15 protein-coding genes are annotated in these 19,126 nt (G+C 69.4%); 4 read left to right on the top strand and 11 right to left on the bottom strand.

Annotated elements, in window-relative coordinates; genetic code table 11:
- Positions 1-3: 3 nt before the first annotated feature.
- The 5 genes from AB0L60_RS18205 to AB0L60_RS18185 form a co-directional block, all read right to left on the bottom strand.
- The gene (locus tag AB0L60_RS18205) at positions 4-1,233 is read right to left on the bottom strand and encodes an acyl-CoA dehydrogenase family protein (protein WP_364614847.1); all 1,230 of its coding nucleotides are present in this window, start codon (positions 1,231-1,233) and stop codon (positions 4-6) included.
- A 184-nt stretch (positions 1,234-1,417) separates the two neighbouring features.
- The gene (locus tag AB0L60_RS18200) at positions 1,418-2,224 is read right to left on the bottom strand and encodes a class I SAM-dependent methyltransferase (RefSeq protein ID WP_364614844.1); all 807 of its coding nucleotides are present in this window, start codon (positions 2,222-2,224) and stop codon (positions 1,418-1,420) included.
- Between the two features lie 214 nt (positions 2,225-2,438).
- Positions 2,439-5,039 carry a DNA translocase FtsK gene (locus AB0L60_RS18195; RefSeq protein WP_364614841.1) on the bottom strand — a complete coding sequence of 867 codons (2,601 nt, stop codon included), beginning with the start codon at positions 5,037-5,039 and terminating at the stop codon, positions 2,439-2,441.
- Positions 5,040-5,256: 217 nt separating this feature from the next.
- The gene (locus AB0L60_RS18190; protein ID WP_364614838.1) at positions 5,257-8,109 is read right to left on the bottom strand and encodes a BTAD domain-containing putative transcriptional regulator; all 2,853 of its coding nucleotides are present in this window, start codon (positions 8,107-8,109) and stop codon (positions 5,257-5,259) included.
- 126 nt (positions 8,110-8,235) lie between these two features.
- Positions 8,236-8,853 carry a TIGR03085 family metal-binding protein gene (locus AB0L60_RS18185; RefSeq protein ID WP_364614835.1) on the bottom strand — a complete coding sequence of 206 codons (618 nt, stop codon included), beginning with the start codon at positions 8,851-8,853 and terminating at the stop codon, positions 8,236-8,238.
- Between the two features lie 245 nt (positions 8,854-9,098).
- Between AB0L60_RS18185 and AB0L60_RS18180 the strand changes: the two genes are divergently transcribed.
- Together AB0L60_RS18180 and AB0L60_RS18175 are read left to right on the top strand one after the other, a co-directional pair.
- Positions 9,099-9,488, top strand: a complete 390-nt coding sequence (locus AB0L60_RS18180) for a DUF4189 domain-containing protein (RefSeq protein ID WP_364614832.1) — start codon at positions 9,099-9,101, stop codon at positions 9,486-9,488.
- 37 nt (positions 9,489-9,525) lie between these two features.
- Positions 9,526-10,086, top strand: coding sequence for a hypothetical protein (locus tag AB0L60_RS18175; protein ID WP_364614829.1), 561 nt, complete (start codon positions 9,526-9,528; stop codon positions 10,084-10,086).
- Between the two features lie 187 nt (positions 10,087-10,273).
- Here the strand turns inward: AB0L60_RS18175 and AB0L60_RS18170 are convergent, their stop codons facing one another.
- The gene (locus AB0L60_RS18170; protein ID WP_364614826.1) at positions 10,274-12,259 is read right to left on the bottom strand and encodes a ribonuclease J; all 1,986 of its coding nucleotides are present in this window, start codon (positions 12,257-12,259) and stop codon (positions 10,274-10,276) included.
- Complete coding sequence (gene dapA / locus AB0L60_RS18165; protein WP_364614823.1) at positions 12,256-13,164, bottom strand: 4-hydroxy-tetrahydrodipicolinate synthase; 909 nt, start codon at positions 13,162-13,164, stop codon at positions 12,256-12,258. The genes AB0L60_RS18170 and dapA overlap by 4 nt, the downstream gene beginning before the upstream one ends.
- A 146-nt stretch (positions 13,165-13,310) precedes the next feature.
- On the opposite strand from dapA, the gene AB0L60_RS18160 reads away from it, so the two are divergent.
- On the top strand, positions 13,311-13,760 hold the full coding sequence (locus tag AB0L60_RS18160; RefSeq protein ID WP_364614820.1) for a hypothetical protein: 450 nt from the start codon (positions 13,311-13,313) through the stop codon (positions 13,758-13,760).
- 29 nt (positions 13,761-13,789) lie between these two features.
- On the opposite strand, the gene AB0L60_RS18155 is transcribed toward AB0L60_RS18160, so the two are convergent.
- The 4 genes from AB0L60_RS18155 to AB0L60_RS18140 form a co-directional block, all read right to left on the bottom strand.
- Positions 13,790-14,836, bottom strand: coding sequence for a hypothetical protein (locus AB0L60_RS18155; RefSeq protein WP_364614817.1), 1,047 nt, complete (start codon positions 14,834-14,836; stop codon positions 13,790-13,792).
- Positions 14,823-16,112 (bottom strand): ATP-binding protein, encoded by a 1,290-nt coding sequence (locus AB0L60_RS18150; protein WP_364614814.1) that lies wholly within the window; start codon positions 16,110-16,112, stop codon positions 14,823-14,825. The genes AB0L60_RS18155 and AB0L60_RS18150 overlap by 14 nt, the downstream gene beginning before the upstream one ends.
- A complete protein-coding gene (locus AB0L60_RS18145) occupies positions 16,109-16,807 on the bottom strand; it encodes a response regulator transcription factor (RefSeq protein WP_354839345.1) in 699 nt (232 codons plus the stop codon). The genes AB0L60_RS18150 and AB0L60_RS18145 overlap by 4 nt, the downstream gene beginning before the upstream one ends.
- Before the next feature lie 76 nt (positions 16,808-16,883).
- Positions 16,884-17,336 (bottom strand): flavodoxin family protein, encoded by a 453-nt coding sequence (locus tag AB0L60_RS18140; protein WP_354839343.1) that lies wholly within the window; start codon positions 17,334-17,336, stop codon positions 16,884-16,886.
- Between the two features lie 567 nt (positions 17,337-17,903).
- Between AB0L60_RS18140 and AB0L60_RS18135 the strand changes: the two genes are divergently transcribed.
- Positions 17,904-19,091, top strand: coding sequence for a cytochrome P450 (locus AB0L60_RS18135; protein WP_364614809.1), 1,188 nt, complete (start codon positions 17,904-17,906; stop codon positions 19,089-19,091).
- Positions 19,092-19,126: the final 35 nt, after the last annotated feature.

The following is a 19,126-nucleotide window of genomic DNA, read 5'->3' as shown; positions in this document are numbered from 1 at the left end:
GGGCTACCCGCCGAGCAGGCCCTTGGCGATGTGGGTGACCTGAATTTCGTTGCTGCCCGCGTAGATCATGAGCGACTTGGCGTCGCGGGCGAGCTGCTCCACCTTGTACTCGGCCATGTAGCCGTTGCCGCCGAAGAGCTGCACGGCCTCCATGGCGACCTCGGTGGCCGCGCGCGAGGAGTACAGCTTCATGGCCGAGGCCTCGGCGAGGGAGACCTTCTCGCCCGCGGCGGTGCGCTCGATGGCGTTGAACACCATGTTCTGCACATTGATTCGCGCGATCTCCATCTCGGCCAGCTTGAGCTGGATGAGCTGGAACTGGGCGATCTCCTTGCCCCACAGCTTGCGAGACTTGGCGTAATCGACGCTGAGCCGGTGGCATTCGTTGATGATGCCCAACGCCAGCGAGGCGATGCCGATGCGCTCGGCGGCGAAAGACTCCTTGGCACTGTCCTTTCCGTCGCCCTTGGCCGGATTCTCGGTTTCGCCGAGCAGCCGGTCGGGGGTGATGCGGACATTGTCGAAGAACAGTTCGCCGGTGGGCGAGGAGTTCATGCCCATCTTCTTGAAGGCGGCGCTCTGGGTGAAGCCCGGCATGCCCTTGTCGAGCACGAAGGTGAGCACCTTGCGGTCGCGGCGGTCGGTGCCGTCCTCCTCGTCGAGCTTGGCGTAGACGACGGTGACATCCGCGTACGGGCCGTTGGTGATGAAGGTCTTCCGGCCGTTGAGGATGTAGTCCTCGCCGTCGCGGCGGACGTAGGATTTCATGCCGCCGAAAGCGTCCGAGCCCGAATCGGGTTCGGTGATGGCCCAGGCGCCGACCTTCTCGAAGGTGACCAGCTCGGGCAGCCAGCGCTTCTTCTGCGCCAGGGTGCCACGGCTGCGAATGGTGCCGACGGTGAGGCCGAGGCTCACGCCCATCGAGGCCACCAGGCCCAGGCTGATGCCGGCGAGCTCACTGTTCAGGATCACGCCCATGCTGCCCGATCCACTGAACCCACCGCCGGACTTGCCCGGCTTGCTCTCGGCGCCACCCTCTTCCCGCGCAAAGGCCTTCTCCAGCCCTTCGCGAGCCAACTCGTCCAGGCCGAAGGTCGCGTACAGCTTGCGGATGGTGTCGAAGGGCGGCAGCGCACCACTTTCCAGCTGCTCGACGTTGGGCTTGATCTCCTTGTCGATGAATCCGCGCAGGGCATCGCGGAACATCAGGTCTTCGTCGGACCACTGGTACATGAAGTGAACTCCCGAGGGCTCGCCGGAACGGTTACCCCTGAATATAGAACACGTTCTACTTTGGTCGCCGGTGAGATCAGCCCGGCGGCTCGGCGGGCGGGTTGGGTGTGGTGATGGCCGCGGCCGCAGCCGCCGTGCGAGTGACATCGCTCGGGTTTGGGCGGAAGTTCCCCCGCGAGATGGCTCACTCCGAGAATCGGAGCAGGGTGAGGGAGGGGCGCAGCGCGCGCACGACCGGGGCAGTCGCGACCCGGCGCAGCAGTGGGGAGGCCCAGCGGCCCCGCCCGGGCGGCGGGATGAGGTCCTCGGACGCAACGACTCCCGGAATTCGAGTGGGCAGCCGGCGCGCCTGACGGAGGGACTGGCTGGACGGCATCGGTGGGGCGGCACAGCGGTCGCTGAGGCGCACCCTTCCCTTCATCGTCAGCGCGCTGAATACGCGCGGGATGGAGTCGTAGAGGAGGATGCCGCCGGGGAAGTGTCCGGCCAGGTCCGCGATCAGCAGGTGGACCTCGGCGGGCGGGAGGTACATGAACAGACCTTCGGCGGTAACCGCGGCGGGGCCGGATGGCACTTCATCGAGCCAGGACCGGTCGAGCACCGAGCGGGCCAGGCGGGTGATCGCCGGGGCCGGCGGTAACAGTCGCCGCTGGGCGGCAACCATTTCCGGTAGGTCGAGGGAGAACCAGGCGGCCGCGGGTTCGCCCAGACGCCAGTATGTTGTTTGCAGCCCCTCGCCGAGTGCGACCACCGGTCCACCGGGGTGGGTGGCGAGGAATTCGGCGATGATCTCGTCGATCACCATCGCGCGCAACGGGTGGACCTGGCTGGGTGGCCCGAAGCGCTCGAAGTCCTCCCCGGCCAGTGCACGGTAGAGCCGGACCGCCTCGTCGTCGGCGTAGCCGGAATCCGAGCGTAGCGCCTCCTCGGCCCGGTTGCGCAGCGTCCACAACGCTGTCTCGGGCACGCCTGTCAGTGCGGCTTGGGTCATCTGCCTTTCCTTCCCGCAGTGCGTGTTTCGCAATGAAGGCGGAGAGGGGGTGCCGTGATGAGCGGCAGTGGCCGAATCAGCTCCGCGGCGGCGCGTAAGTTGTTGCCGGAAACAGTCATACGTGCACTATCCCGGCCGAGGCGTGCCGGTGGATTGGACAAATGTTCCCGGAGGACGCAGGGCCGCCAGGCCCGCGCGCTCGGGGAGCGAGCGGCTAAAGGCCCTCGGGCTCAGCATCATCCGAGGCGGGCGGCGCGCCGTCGCCGCCTCGTATGGTCCAGAGGAGGCCGTCTAGTTCGTCGGGTTTGATGAGGACATCTCGGGCCTTGGAGCCTTCCGACGGGCCCACGACGCCACGGGTTTCCATCAGGTCCATGAGGCGGCCGGCCTTGGCGAAGCCGACGCGGAGTTTGCGTTGCAGCATGGAGGTGGAACCGAATTGGGAGGTGACGACCAGTTCGATGGCCTGCAGGAGGAGGTCGAGGTCGTCGCCGATATCGGGGTCGACGTCCTTCTTCTCGCCGGCCTTGGCGGCGGTGACGCCCTCCTGGTAGTCGGGTTCGGCCTGGGTCTTGGCGAAGTCGACGACGGCGGCGATCTCCTCGTCGGAGATGAAGGCGCCCTGCAGACGGGTCGGTTTGCTTGCGCCCATCGGCAGGAACAGGCCGTCACCCATGCCGATGAGCTTCTCCGCACCCGGCTGGTCCAGGATGACGCGCGAGTCGGTCAGCGACGAGGTCGCGAAGGCCAGGCGGGACGGGACATTCGTCTTGATCAGACCGGTGACCACGTCCACCGAGGGCCGCTGGGTGGCCAGCACCAGGTGAATGCCTGCGGCACGGGCCTTCTGGGTGATGCGGACAATCGCGTCCTCGACATCACGCGGCGCGGTCATCATGAGGTCGGCGAGCTCGTCCACGATGGCCAGGATGTACGGGTAAGGGCGGTAGACCCTTTCGCTGCCCAGCGGCGCGGTGATCTGGCCGGACTTCACCTTCCGGTTGAAGTCGTCGATATGGCGAACCTTGTTGGCCTGCATGTCCTGATACCGCTGCTCCATCTCCTCCACCAGCCAGGCCAGCGCCGCCGCGGCCTTCTTGGGCTGGGTGATGATGGGCGTGATCAGGTGCGGAATGCCCTCGTAGGGCGTCAGTTCCACCATCTTGGGGTCGATGAGGATCATGCGGACCTCATCGGGGGTGGCCCGGCACAGCAGCGAGACCAGCATGGAGTTGACGAAGCTGGACTTACCCGAACCGGTCGAACCGGCCACCAGCAGATGCGGCATCTTGGCCAGGTTGGCCGCCACGAACTCGCCCTCGATGTTCTTGCCCAGACCGATCACCAGCGGATGATGGTCGTTGCGGGTGGTCGAGGCCTTCAGCACGTCGGCCAGGCGCACCAGTTCGCGGTCCGCGTTAGGCACCTCGATGCCGACGGCCGACTTGCCCGGAATCGGCGCCAGCAGACGGACATTCTCGGTCGCCACCGCGTAGGCGATGTTGCGGGCCAGGGCGGTGATCTTCTCGACCTTCACGCCGGGACCCAGCTCCACCTCGTAGCGGGTGACCGTCGGGCCGCGCACGAAACCGGTGACCGCGGCATCGATCTTGAACTGCACCAGCACCTCGGTGATGGCCTCGATCATGGATTCGTTTGCCGCACTGCGCTTCTTCGGCGGATCGCCATCGGTGAGCAGCGACAGCGACGGCAGCGTGTAATCGCCGTCCACCTCGCGGTCGGTGACGAACTCCAGCTGCTGCGGCTCCGGCGGCGGCGGAGTCTGGTCGACGACCTTCGCGATGGCCTTGCGCGGCTTGGGCTTCGGCTTTTCCTCCGGCGCGGCGATGTCCTTGGCGTCCTGCAGCGGCGGCTCGCCGATGATCTCGGTGACCGCGTCGGAACCTGAGAACTCGTCGGTCGGATAGTTCTCCGACGGCGTGCGGCCACGGCGCTTGCGCACCTCGGGCCGGTGCATCGGGAAGCCGTCAACGTCATAGCTGTCGGGGTCGTAGAGGCCGCGTTCCTCGGAGTAGCTCTCGTATTCGTCGCCGCCCGCGCCAGTGCCGAAGATCTCCCGCAGCCGCGCGGGCACATCCCGCACCTGGGTGCCGGTGATCAGCAGCAGCCCGAAACCGATGGCCAGCATGAGCAATGGCACCGCCAGGAAGGCGCTCAGCCCCTTACCCAGCGGACCGCCCACCACATAGCCGACGAATCCGGCGGCGTGCGCGCGACCGTGCGCGTCGGACGGCGAACCCGCCGCCAGATGCCACAGACCCAGCACCGGCAAACCGGCCAGCAGACCGCCCAGCACCAGCCGGGGCCGGATCTCCGGCTGCGGCTCGGTCCGCATCAGAATCACCGCGATGGCCACCGCCACGAACGGCAGTGCCGCCGAGGCGGATCCGGCCACCGCGCGCACCACGGCATCCACCCAGTGCCCGACCGGACCGCCCGCCGACATCCACACGGCCGCCGCGATCACGAAGGCGAAAGCCACCAGCCCCAGCGCGATCCCATCGCGCCGATGCCCGTGCTCGATCTCCCCGGCCCGGCTGACCGCCCGCGTCGTCGCGCCCAGCCCCCGCGCCATCATGGTCCAGCCGCTGGTGACGCCCCGCCGAACCACCGCCAGCGGTGCGGTATTCGACCCGCGCCGCGGAGCGGGCCGCCGCGCCGGCGCCTTCCGTCCCGCTCCCCCGCGCCCCTTCGCGGGGGTGCGTGGGCTGCGAGCGCGGGCCTGTGCAGGAGCCTGCCCCCGCGTAGCCGCCGCTCGCGAACGTGACGTTCCGGTGCGGGCCTTACCTGCCATGCGTCCCAGGCTAGCCGCAACAGCACCACCCGGACCATCCGCAACACCCGGCCCACCCGAATCAGAAACTGTGGCGCTCACAACCAAAAACCCGCGCCGACGGCGGGATCACCCGCCTCGAAGCGTCCCGAAACCACCCGTCACACTACGGCGCGCCCGGGCTGGTACCGGCCCATTCGCGCGCCGGAAAACCGCCACGGCCTGCAGCGGGGCTGGATCAGCGAGTCGCGGGGAGGGCGGTCCAGGTGGTGAGGGCGGTGTCGAAGTCGGGGATGTGGGTGCTCGCGGTGCGGTAGCACTCGGCGGCGTCGAGGGTGCGGCCCAGGCGGCGCAGGGCCGTGTAGCGGACCAGCAGGTTGTGGGTGTGGGCGGCGCCCCCGGCCGAGATCCGGGTGGCCTCGGCGCGTTCGGCGTGGTCGGCGGCCTGAGCGTAGCGGCCGGCGGCCAGGTCGGCACGGGCGGCGCGGGCGTGGATCACCGATTCGAAGCGGGTGTTGCCGAAGCGGCGGGCGGTGACCAGGGCGGCATCGAAAAGGCGGGCGCCACGGTCGGCGTCGCCCTCGCTGCTGAGAATCCAGGCGGCCTCGGTCAGGCCCCACACCACATTGCGGCGCACCCCCGACTCGTTGTCGCCGACCACCGCCCGGGCCGCGGCGGCCAGGGAGTCGCGGTTGCGGCCGGCCGCCGAGTAGGCCCGGGCGAGCAGCGAATACGCGACACGGACACACTCGGAGCTGTCGGCGCGTCGATAGTAGGTGAGGGCGGTCGCGAAATGCGTTGTGGCGCGGGCCGGGTCGCCGTCGTGCAGGGCGAGCACGCCCGCGAAGCCCTGAATCGCTCCGGAGGTCCAGGGATCGATATCCGGATCGTCATCGGCGAGCAGCCCGCGCACGTGCACGGCCGCCCCGTGCGGCTCTTCCAGTTCCGCGGCCAGCGCGAAGACCAGCGCCAGCCGGGCCCGGCGGGCGGCCACGATGTCACCGTCGGAGGTGATGGCCTGCACCAGCTCTTCGAGGACCTTGACCAGGTCGACGGTGGCGTCACAGGCCAGCCCCGTCTCGGCGACGGTCAGCGCCAGGTCCGCCGCCAGCACCCGATGCCGGGGAGTCCCCGCGACCGCCAGCCGGTAGACGGCGGCCAGATTGCGGCGCTCGATGGTGAGGAAGTCGCGGGTCGAATCCAGATCGTCGAGGCGGGTGCCGGGGTGCCCGGTGGGTGCGAGACGCAGCCGCAGACCCGGATGCCGGACGCGCAGCACGGTTTTCATGGTGGCCAGGTAATAGTCGAGCAGGCGGGCGGTGACATCGAGTTCGCGCTCGCGGTCGGGACGGCCGAGCGCGAACAGGCGCATCAGATCGTGATAGTGGTAGCGGCCCCGGCCGACCGATTCCAGCATGCCGCGGTCCACCAGCTCTTCGCACAGGTCCTCGGCCACCGATTCGACGGTGTCGAGGACCGCGGCGGTGGCGGCCAGCGAGAGCTCGGGCAGATCGGCGACGGCGAGCAGCCGGAAGGCGCGCGCCGTGTCCGGCGGCAGTTGCTCGTAGCCCGCGCGGAAGGCGGCCGTCAGCGCCAGGTCCCCGGCCCGGAAGCGGTCCAGGTCATGGCGTTCGGCCGCGAGCCGGTCCGCCTCCGAGACCACCGTCCACTGCGGCCGGGCCGCCACCCGCGCGGCCACGATGCGCACCGCCATGGGCAGCAGACCGCACAGTTCCACGATGCGGCGCACCGCCTCGGGTTCGGCCGCCACTCGCACCGCGCCGACGATGCGGGTGAACAGGGTGACGGCCTCCTCGGGTTCGAGCACCGTCAGCGCCGCGGACCGCACACCGGGGAGGGCGGTGAGCGGGCGGCGCGCCGTCACCAGCACCGCACAGCCGGAGTCCCCCGGCAGCAGCGGCGCGACCTGCGCTGCGTCGCAGGCATTGTCGAGCACGATCAGCAGGCGGCGGCCGCTACTGGCGGACCGGAACAGCGCGGCCCGCTCGGCGACACCGACCGGAATCTCCTTCTGCGCCACGCCCAGCGCGCGCAGGAAGGCGCCCAGCACGTGTTCGGGTTCGGCCGGCGTCGCGCCCGCGCCGAACAGGTCCACGTACAGCTGGCCGTCGGGGTACAGGTCCCGGATCCGGTGTGCCACATGCAGAGCCAGCGCTGTCTTCCCGACCCCGCCCATCCCGGAGATCGCCACGATCGGCCGGGTCGCGCCGAGCACTGCGCACAGCTCCCGCACCAGATCGTGCCGGCCGGTGAAATCGGCTGTGTCGGGCGGCAATTGGGCCGGCCGGGGCGCGACGACGGCGATCGGCGCGGTCTCCGCTGCCACGGTGGGCAGCTCGTCGGCCAGGATCTGGCGGTGCAGCTCCGCCAGTGCCGGACCCGGCTCGATGCCCTGCTCGGCCACCAGCAACCTGCGAACACGCTGGTATTCCTCGAGCGCCTCGGTGCGGCGGCCCGCCCGGTAGAGGGCCGTCATCATGAGCCCGCGCAGCCGCTCGCTGTGCGGATCCCCGGTGATGAGCGCGGCCAATTCGGCCATGGCGTGCGAGAAGTCGCCGCGTTGCACGGTGAGCTCGAGGAGATCCTCGGTGAGGACGCGGTGCAGCCGCCGCAGCCGCGCACGTTCGGCCGCGGCCCACGGCCCGGGCACGCCGGTCAGCGGATCACCGCGCCACGCGCCCAGCGCGTCACGCAGCGCGACGTCGGCCGTCTCCAGGCAGCCGGCCGTGCGCGCCTCGGCCGCCTCGCCGCGCAACCGGTCGATGCGGTCGACATCCAGATGCAGCGGCCCGTCCAGGCGATAGCCGCGCGCTTCCGACGACAGCAACACGGACTGCTGCACGGCCAGATGCTTGCGCAGCGCCCACGCGTAATTCCGGAGCGCACCCACCGCCGAGCTCGGCCGTTCGGCACCCCAGATCCCGTCCACCAGCTCCTCGACCGACACCGTGCGCCCGCGCGCACACGCCAGCATGGCCAGCGCCGCCTGCTGTTTGGGCGGCATGGGCGGAATCGGCACGCCATCGGCCGTCAACTCGACCGGTCCGAGAACCGCCAGTTGCCAAGACATTGCCTACCACCTCATCACACACGGGCCGCTGCCGAGGACGCAAGCTACCGCTCGACGCGTGATCGTTTCATGACCGGTGGGCGCGCTGCCACTCCCGCCGGGCGGGCGGTCGCGACGGCGGACGGGTCAGACGCTGCGGTCGAGGGCGTGCACCAGTGCCACGTCGTCCGGGGCGCCGGTGGCCTCGAGCCGAACGGCATTGCGGCCGAAGGCATGCAGCAGCAGCTCCGAGGGCGGCCCGGCCAGCACCACGGTGCGGTCACCGGCCTGACGGGCGACGGTGCGGCGGCCGTCGGGCGTGGAGAGCGCGACCGTAACCGGCGATTTGCGATATGACATGCGCGCCAAGCCCGTCAGCACCTTCCAGAGCTGGTTCTCATCGGCGGCGGACAGCGTGCGCGGCTCCCAGCCGGGCGCGGCGCGGCGAACGTCCTCGTGGTGGACGAACATCTCGGTGGTGTTCATCAGCGAGTCGACCGGGCGCAGGAGGAGCGGCGGGCCGCTGCGCACCTCGTCGAGCAGGTCGGCGAACGGGCGTTGAGTGACCTTGCGCTGCACCCTGTCCAGATAGGAGGCGAAGGGCTTCAGCAGGATGCCGGGGGCGGCGTCGGGGCGGCGTTCCCGGACGACCAAGTGCGCGGCCAGGTCTCGGGCCGTCCAGTCACCGCACAGGGTGGGCGCGTCCGGGCCGGCTTCGGCCATCGCCTGAACCAGGGCCTGGCGCTCCCGTTGAGCCAAAGTCATAAGGGGAACCTTAGTCGGGGTGTCGGATTGCGCACAACGGCGTTAAGGGAACCACCCGGTCCTTCATAAGGACGACAGTTGATCGTGATCGCGGCTTCCGGTTGTGCCAGTGCGACCGGCCGCAACGCCACGCTCGAGGACACCGCACAAACACAGATCCGGGTTGGCGTCAACCTTTCCGTATCGGTAGCTTGATCCCTCGGTCCATAGGGTCGTGGATCCGAAAGCACAAGAAGGGCAACACTTTGAAGAAGATTGTCAGCGGCGCAGCCGTGATGGCCGCGGCCGCGGGCTCCCTGCTGGCCGCGACCGCGGCTCCGGCCAATGCCTACCAGGACTACTACTACGGCGCCATCGCGCTGTCGCCGTCGACGGGTCATATCGGCTACTCCTACGACTATTCCGACAGCCCCTCGGCGCAGAACGCCGCCATGAGCTCGTGCCCCCAGGCCGACTGCCACATCGTGGCGCGCTTCGCGAACGGCTGCGGCGCGATCGCCTACTCGTCGCGCGACGGCTACTACACCTTCGGCGCGGCCTCCTCGCGCAGCGCGGCCAAGAGCCAGGCGCTGGGCCGGAACTCCGGCGACGCCACCATCATTCACTGGAACTGCACCACGGGCTACGAGCTCTAATCCACGGCGCCATTCCAAAACAACGGGGAGAATTTCGTTGAAGCACACCATCTTTCGCGCGACCGCCGCGCTGATGCTGGCCACCTCGGCCTTCGGCCTGGTGGCCTGCAGCAAGTCCGATGACAGCACCAAGGCCGCGTCCACCACCTCCGCGGCCGCTCCGGCCGGCAAGTTCGACGGCAGCACCGAGGGCGACGGCAAGATCACCGGCGCGGCCCCCGCCCCGACCACGGTCGCGGATCTGCCCAAGCCGAGCGTGCAGGAACTGAACGACAAGGTCACCAAGGCGTTCGACCCGTCCATCGACTCCAAGACCAAGACCGACTGGATCGAGGACGCCGCCCTCGACCCGCAGCTGGCCCAGAAGCTGGTCGACGCCGCCAAGGCCAACAACGTCACCATCAAGATCACCAACGTCGGCGACCCGGCGAACGGCAAGCTCAAGGCCGACGCCGACGTCACCATCGACGGCAAGCCGGTCCAGAACGCCACGGTCTCCTTCGTCGCCGACGGCAGCGACTGGAAGATCGACCACAACTACGCCTGCAGCATCGTCAAGGCCGCGAAGCTCGATTCGGCCGCCTGCCAGGACAAGTAGAAACTCGTGTAGTTCCCGCCCCAGGCGGAGGACCCTCTGGCGGGAGACCCGCCCAGTTTTGCCGCCCCCGACAGCAGAGCCGTCGGGGGCGGAGCTGTGTTCGCAGCGGATTCGGCCGTGCGACAAGCGAAACCGCCCGAGCAGCGGAATGCTGCTCGGGCGGTTGGGTTTTCGGTTGCCCGCCGGGTCAGACGCCGATGACCGTCGGGACGATCATCGGGCGGCGGCGGTAGGTCTCGGCCACCCAGCGGCCCACCACGCGGCGGACGGACTGGGCGATGCGGTGGGTGTCGGTGACACCCTCGACCGCCAGGCGGTGCAGTTCGTTCTCGACGAGTTCCTGAGCGCCGGAGAGCGCCTCGGGGTCGTCGGAGAAGCCGCGGCCGCTGACCTCCGGTGTGCTGACGGCCTTTCCGGTCGCCGAGTCGACGGCGACATTGATGGAGATGAAGCCGCCCTCGCCGAGAACCAGGCGGTCGGAGAGGGTGGACTCGCCGACGTCGCCGACCGACAGACCGTCCACGTAGACCTGGCCGACCGGGACGCGGCCAGAGATGGTGGCGATGCCGTCCACCAGGTCCACCACCACGCCGTTCTCGGCCAGAATGACCCGCTCCTCGGGCACGCCGGTGGCCACCGCGAGCGCGCCGTTGGCGCGCAGGTGCCGCCACTCGCCGTGCACGGGCATGGCGTTGGTGGGGCGGACCGCGTTGTAGAGGTAGAGCAGCTCGCCCGCCGAAGCGTGGCCGGACACATGGACTTTCGCGTTCTGCTGGGTGACGACCGTGGCGCCCAGGCGGGCCAGGCCGTTCACGACCGCGAAGACCGCGTTCTCGTTGCCGGGGATCAGCGAGGAGGCCAGCACCACCAGATCGTCCGGGCGGATATTGATCTGGCGGTGGTCGCCGCGCGCCATGCGCGACAGCGCCGACAGCGGCTCGCCCTGCGAGCCGGTGGAGATCAGCACCAGCTTGTGCACCGGCAGGTTGGCGGCCTGATCCAGGTCGACCACCAGGCCGTCCGGGATGTCCAGGTAGCCGAGGTCCTGCGCGATCTGCATATTGCGGACCATGGACCGGCCCACGAAGCACACCCGGCGGTCGTAGCGCTGCGCCACGTCCACCACCTGCTGGATGCGGTGCACGTGAGAAGCGAAGGAGGCCACGATGACCCGGCCCTTGGCCTTGCCGATCACATTGTCGAGCACCGGGCCGATCTCGCGTTCGGGCGTCACGAAGCCCGGCACCTCGGCATTGGTGGAGTCGACCAGGAACAGATCCACGCCCTCGTCGCCGAGGCGGGAGAAACCGGCCAGGTCGGTGAGGCGGCCGTCGAGCGGCAGCTGATCCAGCTTGATGTCACCGGTGTGCAGCGCGATGCCCGCGGGCGTGCGGACGGCCACCGCGATGGCGTCCGGGATCGAGTGGTTGACCGCGAAGTACTCGCAGTCGAACGCGCCGTGCTGGGTGCGCTCGCCCTCGGTGACCTCGATGAGGTTGGGCTGCAACCGATGTTCGCGGCACTTGGCCGCCACCAGCGCGAGGGTGAACTTCGCGCCGATGACCGGAATATCGCGCCGCAGGCGGAGCAGGAACGGCACCGCGCCGATGTGGTCCTCGTGACCGTGGGTGAGGATGACCGCGACGATATCGTCCATGCGGTTCTCGATCGGACCGAAGTCGGGCAGGATCAGGTCGACGCCGGGCTGCTGATCCTCCGGGAACAGCACACCGCAGTCGACGATCAGCAGCTTGCCGTTGTACTCGAAAACGGTCATGTTGCGGCCGATTTCACCGATGCCGCCGAGCGCGAACACCCGCAGGCCACCCTTGGGCGCCTTGGGCGGGGTGCCCATCGCGTGCGGGTCGCGCGGGGCCGGGGCCGGCTCGCGATCGCGGCCGCCCTGCCGGGACCGGCTGCCGCCGCGTCGGGTGCGGTCACCGCCGCGGCCGCCACGGCTGCCGCGCTCCCGAACCGGTTCGGCCGCAGCCGATTCCGTGCGCGGGGCGGCGGCTTTCACCGATTCCTGCGGCGCGGCGGCGGTGCTCGCCTGCGCGGCGGGTTCCGCCTGGGCCGGAGCCGGCGCGGGCTGCACGGGAGTCTCCGGAGCCGGGGAGGGCGCACCGGCGGCGCGGCTGGCGGTACGGCGGGGGCGACGAGCGGGGCCGGTCATGCAATCACCCCGGCCGCGCGCAGGTCCACCGCGAGTTCGTCGAGTTGATCCTTGGTCGGCATGAGTTGTGGCAGCCGTGGTTCCCCGGTCTCGATGCCGAGCAGGCGCAACGACCCCTTGGTCATGGCGACGCCGCCGAGGCGGGCCATCGCCCGGTTCAGCGGGGCCATGCTCACATTGATCTCCCGGGCCCGCTGCACGTCGCCGGCGCGGTAGGCGTCGATCAACGCGCGCAGGCGGTCCGGCACGAGATGGCCGATGACGCTGATGAATCCGGTCGCGCCGACCGACAGCCACGGCAGGTTGAGCACATCGTCGCCGGAGTAGAAGGAGAGCCCGGTCTCCGCGATCAGCTCGGCGCCGGCGCCCAGGTCGCCCTTGGCGTCCTTGACCGCGACGATGCGCGGGTGCTCGGCGAGCCGGCGAATCGTGTCGGTGGCGATGGGAACCACTGAGCGCGGCGGAATGTCGTAGAGGGTGACCGGCAGGTCGGTCGCGTCCGCGACAGCGGTGAAGTGGGCGAACAGGCCGTCCTGGCTGGGACGCGAGTAGTACGGGGTGACGACCAGCAGGCCGTGCGCGCCCGCGCGCTGCGCGTTGCGGGCCAGTTCGATGCTGTGCGCGGTGTCGTAGGTGCCGGCGCCCGCGATGACGGTGGCACGGTCGCCCACGGCGTCCACGACGGCGCGCAGCAGATCGAACTTCTCGGACTCGGTGGTGGTCGGCGATTCCCCGGTGGTGCCGGAGATGGCGAGCAGATCGACGCCATCGTCGATCAGGCGGGCGGCCAGCGCGACACCGGCATCGACGTCGAGCTTGCCTTCGGCGGTAAAGGGGGTCACCATCGCGACACCTACTGTGCCGGACGCGTGCAGCTCGGTTCGCGTCGATTCACCGTTCGTCATAGTCAGAAGGCTACAGCCTCGCCGGAACGGGATTTGCATCGTTATACCCGAACCGTGCCCGGCGCGATGGCGATTCGCGTCAAGCGACCACTTCTGGCGTCAGAAGTTTCCTTGAATGACGTCAATGACGACGTCACACTGGTGTCATGGATCTCAACAAATACACCGCCCAGCTACACGAGAACCTGATTGCCGCCGCGGCACTCGGCGATGAGAAAACCCAGGCTACGGCCGCCGCCCTGGCCGCCGCCACCGAGAACTCCGCCCGGCTGGTCCTGCTGGCCGCGCTCTCGGAACTGGCCGCCGAGGTGAGCGCGACCCTCCCCGACCGCACGGTGCACGTGTCGGTCGACGGGACCGACGCCCACATCGACGTGCGCAAGACCGCGGGCGAGGAGGAACACCCCACCTTCGACGAGGTCACCGGCGACATCAGCCGGGTGACACTGCGGCTGGTGGAGCAGATCAAAGCCCGTGCCGAGGAGGCGGCCGCGCAGAGCGGGCAGTCGCTGAACTCGTGGCTGTCGACCACCGTTCAGTCCGCGCTGCGCGACCAGATGAAACGGGGTGGCCCGGGCCGCTGCGACGCCCCCTGACCGATCGATCGGTGACGCCCCGTGACCGATCAATCGGTGATGGTCGTGACCTTGCCGTCAGTGTCGATCTCGGTGCGGCGATCCTCGTCGGGGGCCGTGGCCAGCACCGTGGCCAGTACGTGACGGCCCAGCGGCAGCACCCGGACCGTGATGCGGCCGGCGTTGATGGCGTCGAGTTCCCTTGTGGCGGCATCGATCACGCGCTTGCGCACCCATTCGGGGACGCCCGCGAAACCGCCGTCGTCGAGGAGCACCACCTCCACGCCACGCGCCCGCGCACCCCGGGCCGCGCCGCTGAGCTCGTCGGTGACCAGCTGCGGTGCGCGCAGGCCGTCACGGAGTTCGGCTTCCAGCAGCCGGCATTCCTCACGTTCGGCGGCGGTCAGCTCCGCGCCGTCGGCGATGCGTTCCAGGATCGGCCGGGCCACCCGGTCCAGGCGGGCGAGCTGACGCGTGCGCTCACTGTCCGCGGCGGCCATGGTGGCCTCGGCCGCGGCCCGCATCATGGCGTCCTCGCGCAGGATGCGCAGTGACCGCTGCATGGGGCGCATGACCGCGGTGAACACCGAGATGGCGGTGACGGTGCCGACCGGAACCAGCGAGCCGACCAGGGTGCCGGGTCGCAGATGCGAGCCCAGGCCGAGGACCACCAGCACCGTCGCGACGGCGATGACACCGAGCCACGCGGTGCGAATCCGCCCGCGCAACACCAGGACCGCGAGGACATAGGACGAGGCAAAGGCCGACCACACCGACTCGTTCGGCAGATCGTGGGTGGGCGTCATGACCGTCAGGGCGGTGGCGACCGGCGGTGCGGCGGCCGCGTACAACGCCACCGGAATCGGCAGCGGGTCCACCGGAATCGCAGTGACCAGCGCGCCCGCACTGAGCATGAGCACCAGACTCGCGAAGGCAGCCCACGGCGGTGATTGGCCGAAATTGCGCATCATGTACAACGCGATGACGGCCTCGAGGATGAGCAGGAACAGCCAGGCGGTGCTGCCGCGCAATCCGAGCAGATCGCGCAGCCCGAACCGGGGTTCCAGGTCGATACCGGAGCTGTCAGCGTGAGCCATCGCCACCCCATACCAGTGTCACGGTGGTGCCCTCCCCCTGCTGGGATTCCACGAACGCCGAGCCGCCGGCCAGCTGGCGCATGCGGCCCAGGATGCTCATGGAGATGCCGAGGCGGTCGGCGGAGACGGCGGCCAGGTCGAAACCCGCGCCGTCATCGCTGAAGACGATGCGAATGCTGCCCGCGCTGACCGTGGCGGTGACGGTGCGGCGCACCTCCCGGCCCGGAACGGCGGCGTGGCGCAGGCTGTTTCGCACCGCCTCGGTGAGCGCGGCGGCAATGGTGCTGGCCGAGTGCACGGGCATGCGCAGGTCGTCGTAGCCGGGCCAGGTGCGGGTGGCGAAGCGGACGCTCGGATTGATCTCCTGCACCGCGGCCCGCAGGAACAGCACCGCCGAGCGGGCGTCGAGCAGATCGGGATCGCGCTGGGCACCGCGGCATTCGTCGAGCTGCTCCAGGGTGCGTTCGGCCTGGCGTTGCAGCACATCGGATTTGGTGCCGGCCCGGGACGCCTCGAGCAGGGTGGAGAGCACGGCGTCGTGGATGAGGGCGGCGAAGCGGGCGCGCTCCCGGTCGCGGGACTGGGCGGCGGCCTGGGCGGCGGCGCGGCGGCTGGTGATGGCGGATTCGCGGTCGACCCGGGCCGCGGCGCCGGTGGCGGCGGTGCCGCACCAGACGAACAGGGCCGCCAAACCCGCTGAGCGCAGGAAGTTCTCGGTCACATGCTGGGGGGTGACCGAGCTGAGCGTATACACGGTGGCCAGCGCCGCCGAGGTCGCGGCGGCCAGCAGATAGATCACGGTCACCCGGCTGGACCAGGCCAGCACCGCCGCGGTGACCGCCAGCGCGGTCACCCGGTACGGCCACACCGTGGTGGCGTCCACGGTGTGAATTTCCAGCCCGAACGGGATGGAGGCCAGGGCGCCCAGGAAACTCAGTGCCGCACAGCCGCAGACGAAGCGGATGGCCCGCGGACCCGACACCGCCGACACCACGGCGATGATCGGATACCAGCCGAAGGCCAGCACCACCGCGGTCACCGTCCACCAGGCCGGCGCGTAGCGGCCCTGTTCGGCCACCTCCGGCAGTTCGACGCCGCCGACGATGATGCCGGCGATGCCGATGGAGATGCCCAGCCGCCGCATGATGCGGTCGTAGGCGGCGGTGGCCGGGTCCTCCCGCATGCTGAGGCGGGCACGCAGGCGCTGGGTGAATGCCGCGAGGGACGGCATCGGCCGGGGCGCGGCCGGGGATTCCAGGGTGCCCGAGGCCGTCATGTCCGCGGATTCCGCTCGGGAACGGGCAGCCACCCGTCCTCGACGGCCCGCTTGTACAGATCGGTCTTGGTGGGGGCCGGGCGGCCGGCGTCGGCGTACTTCTGCCGGATGCGGCCCAGATAGTCGTTGACGGTCTGCTCGGACAGGCCGGTCATGCGGGCGACCCGCGAGGCCTTCTCCCCCGACGCGTACAGCTGCAGCACCTGCTGCTGGCGCGGGCTCAACCCGACATCGGACAGCTGCGGGTCGCCGTCGATGGCGGCGGCCCAGTCCGTGGTCACCACCTGTTCGCCGTGCGCGGCACGGCGTACCGCCGCGACCACCGTCGGCATGTCCTCGGACTTGCGCACCACACCCAGCACGCCCGCCCGGGCGGCCGACCGCACCAGGAACGGATTGTCCGCCCCGGTGAACACCAGCACCTCGATCCCCCGCGCCCGCAGCGCCCGCACATTGTCATCCGGCGAGGACCCGTCCGCGAGCCGCAGATCCAGCACCACCAGATCCAATCGCGGCCCCGCCGACAGCAATTCCGCCACGGTCCCGGCCGTGATCACCAATTCCAGATCGGCTTCCGGGGCCAGCATCGCCGACAACCCGATTGCCACCGACTCATGGTCCTCGACCAGCCCGATGCGGCGTATCCCCGACTCTTGCGCCTCCACGGCGGCCGTCACCTCTTCCCACACTCCCAAGTGACGTTCCCCGAGAACGCCCACTCGAGTATGACGGGCGAGCCGCCGAATGTGTCAGCCACCAGAAATCGGGGGCTCACCCCATCAGCTGTGCGGCGATGGTGGCCCCCAATTCCCAGCAGCGCTCGATCTCCGCCTTCTCCGGCTTCCCCAACACGATCACCGGCGCGGCCGCTTTCTCCCAGCCGAGTCCGGTCGTCGCGCTCTCGACACTCCGTTCGGCCCCCTCGGTCCCTTGATTCCCGTGGATGTACAGCCCGTAGGGCCGGCCCCGGGTCGAATCCAGGCACGGGTAATAGAAGGTGTCGAATGCGTGCTTGAGCGCTCCGCTCATATAGCCGAGATTCGCGGGCGTCCCCAGCAGGTACCCGTCCGCCGCGAGCACATCACTCGCCGTCACGCCCAGGGCGGCCCGCCGTACGACGTCGACCCCTTCGATCTCGGGATCCGTGGCGCCGGCCACCACCGCCTCGAACATTTCCTGCATGAACGGCGACGGCGTGTGATGAATGATCAACAGAGTCGGCACGTCCCGAGCCTAACCCTCCTGCGCCGCCCAGCCTGGCCCCTCGGCCGTCTGGCGGCGGCCCCGATCCGCGCGTCGGTCGAGACCGCGAAAGTTTGTAGTTCACATAGTGGTGAACGCGCTGCAACATTGGTCTGAACGCCTAAGCCGTTGCGGCCGAGCCGGTGTCGGAGTTCATGTTCCCGCGCCTCGGCAATTGGCCGCGGCGGCGGCCGTGACCGGGGGCGATGACGGACGCAACCCTCGACCTCGGGTTCGCCGCGACTTCATCGAGGATTGCGGTAGGATTCCCGCATCACCGAAACATGTTCCAGCGAAACAAATCTCGCTGATGGATGTGTCCGGGGAGTGAACGCTGATCATTGACTCGAAACTGGAGTGCTGCTGGCGAACTGAAGACGGCATCGATGTATCAGATTGCCCGGCAAGCGGATACGCGCCACCAGCATTCCAGTAGCAATACCGACCGTTCTCGATCCTGTGTGATCGTTGCACCGAGGGTCGTGGAACTGGTCGCATTTCATCCGTCCATGGGAGCTACACCTTGGTAACTGACATGTTCGAGGCCGCATGAGGCTGTATTCGCCCGAGTTCACCGCCGACCCCCGCACCGCGTACGACCGGATGCGGCGCGCGCACGGCCACCTCGTCCCGGTCGAAGTGGCGGCGGGAGTTTCGGCGACGCTGGTGATCGGATACCGTGCGGCACTGCGCATTTTGAGTGATCCGGACCGTTTTCCCGCCGATCCGAGAGCCTGGGAGTCGAGTCTCCCCGAGAACTGTCCCGTCCTGCCGATCATGGAGTGGGGGACGATCGGTTCCGGCGCTGAGGAGGAGCACCGCACGCGCTATCGGCCCGCGTACCTCGAGACGCTGCGCGCCGTCGATCTCTTCACCTTGCGGCGCGAGGTCGAGGCCGCCGCGGTGCCGTTGATCAACGAATTCTGCAGTGCGGGAAAGGCCGACCTGCTCGACCAATTCGCGGTGCCGCTGACCGTCCGGGTGGTCAACAATCTGCTCGGCCTGTCCCCGGAGGTCGGCGAGCGGGTGTTCGACGCGATGGCCGTCCTGCGCGACGCCCCCGACGAGGAAACCTCGGACCGCTACAACCAGCGCCTGACCGGAGACCTGCTGGAAGCGGTCTCCGCCAAGCGGCGCGAACCCGGCACGGACGTGATCTCGCGGCTCATCTCACACCCGGCCGGGCTCGACGACGCCGAGATCGTGGCGCAGCTCGCGGTCCTCTATGCCCGCGGTAGCGAACCCACCTGGAATCTGATCGTCAACACGGTGCTGTTGATGTTGACGGACAAGCAGTTCCACGATGATCTGCTCGCCGGTGCGTTGACCGTGCGGGACGCGATCGACGAGGTGCTGTTCGTCAATCCCCCGCTGGCCAACTCCTGCGCCCGCTATCCCCGTCAGCCGCAGCTGGTCGAGAACGTGTGGTTGCCGGCCGACCACCCGGTCATCATCAGTTCGACCGGATGCAATTCCGACCCGGCGGTGGCGGGCGACCGCATCGGCAACCGCTCGCATCTGGCGTGGGGCGCTGGATCACGGTCGTGCCCAGCCCAATCCGTGACCCTGGTCATCGTGCAGGAGGCACTGGACCAACTGCTGGACGCGCTACCCGAGATCGAATTGGCCATGCCCACAGACCAACTCGAATGGCGGCCGAGCGCATTCCACCGCGCACCCGCCGCGGTCCCGGTGGTCTTCCCGCCCGCCCTGCCACTGGCCGTCCCAGCCCCGTGAGCACCCCTGTCACCACAGGCGGCTGCGGCGGTAAA

The sequence above is a fragment of the Nocardia sp. NPDC051981 genome, assembly GCF_040680715.1.
In the GTDB taxonomy this organism is placed as follows: domain Bacteria; phylum Actinomycetota; class Actinomycetes; order Mycobacteriales; family Mycobacteriaceae; genus Nocardia.
Note: the sequence above shows the minus strand (reverse complement) of the source record. Positions and strands in the feature narration are given on the sequence as shown.

Excerpts from the sequence above, each read along its gene's own strand:
- AB0L60_RS18150 (WP_364614814.1), bottom strand. The coding sequence starts at position 16,112 with ATGACGGCCTCGGGCACCCTGGAATCCCCGGCCGCGCCCCGGCCGATG.
- AB0L60_RS18190 (WP_364614838.1), bottom strand. The coding sequence starts at position 8,109 with ATGTCTTGGCAACTGGCGGTTCTCGGACCGGTCGAGTTGACGGCCGAT.
- AB0L60_RS18170 (WP_364614826.1), bottom strand. The coding sequence starts at position 12,259 with ATGACCGGCCCCGCTCGTCGCCCCCGCCGTACCGCCAGCCGCGCCGCC.
- AB0L60_RS18205 (WP_364614847.1), bottom strand. The coding sequence starts at position 1,233 with ATGTACCAGTGGTCCGACGAAGACCTGATGTTCCGCGATGCCCTGCGC.
- AB0L60_RS18135 (WP_364614809.1), top strand. The coding sequence starts at position 17,904 with ATGAGGCTGTATTCGCCCGAGTTCACCGCCGACCCCCGCACCGCGTAC.
- dapA (WP_364614823.1), bottom strand. The coding sequence starts at position 13,164 with ATGACGAACGGTGAATCGACGCGAACCGAGCTGCACGCGTCCGGCACA.
- AB0L60_RS18160 (WP_364614820.1), top strand. The coding sequence starts at position 13,311 with ATGGATCTCAACAAATACACCGCCCAGCTACACGAGAACCTGATTGCC.
- AB0L60_RS18195 (WP_364614841.1), bottom strand. The coding sequence starts at position 5,039 with ATGGCAGGTAAGGCCCGCACCGGAACGTCACGTTCGCGAGCGGCGGCT.
- AB0L60_RS18155 (WP_364614817.1), bottom strand. The coding sequence starts at position 14,836 with ATGGCTCACGCTGACAGCTCCGGTATCGACCTGGAACCCCGGTTCGGG.
- AB0L60_RS18200 (WP_364614844.1), bottom strand. The coding sequence starts at position 2,224 with ATGACCCAAGCCGCACTGACAGGCGTGCCCGAGACAGCGTTGTGGACG.
- AB0L60_RS18185 (WP_364614835.1), bottom strand. The coding sequence starts at position 8,853 with ATGACTTTGGCTCAACGGGAGCGCCAGGCCCTGGTTCAGGCGATGGCC.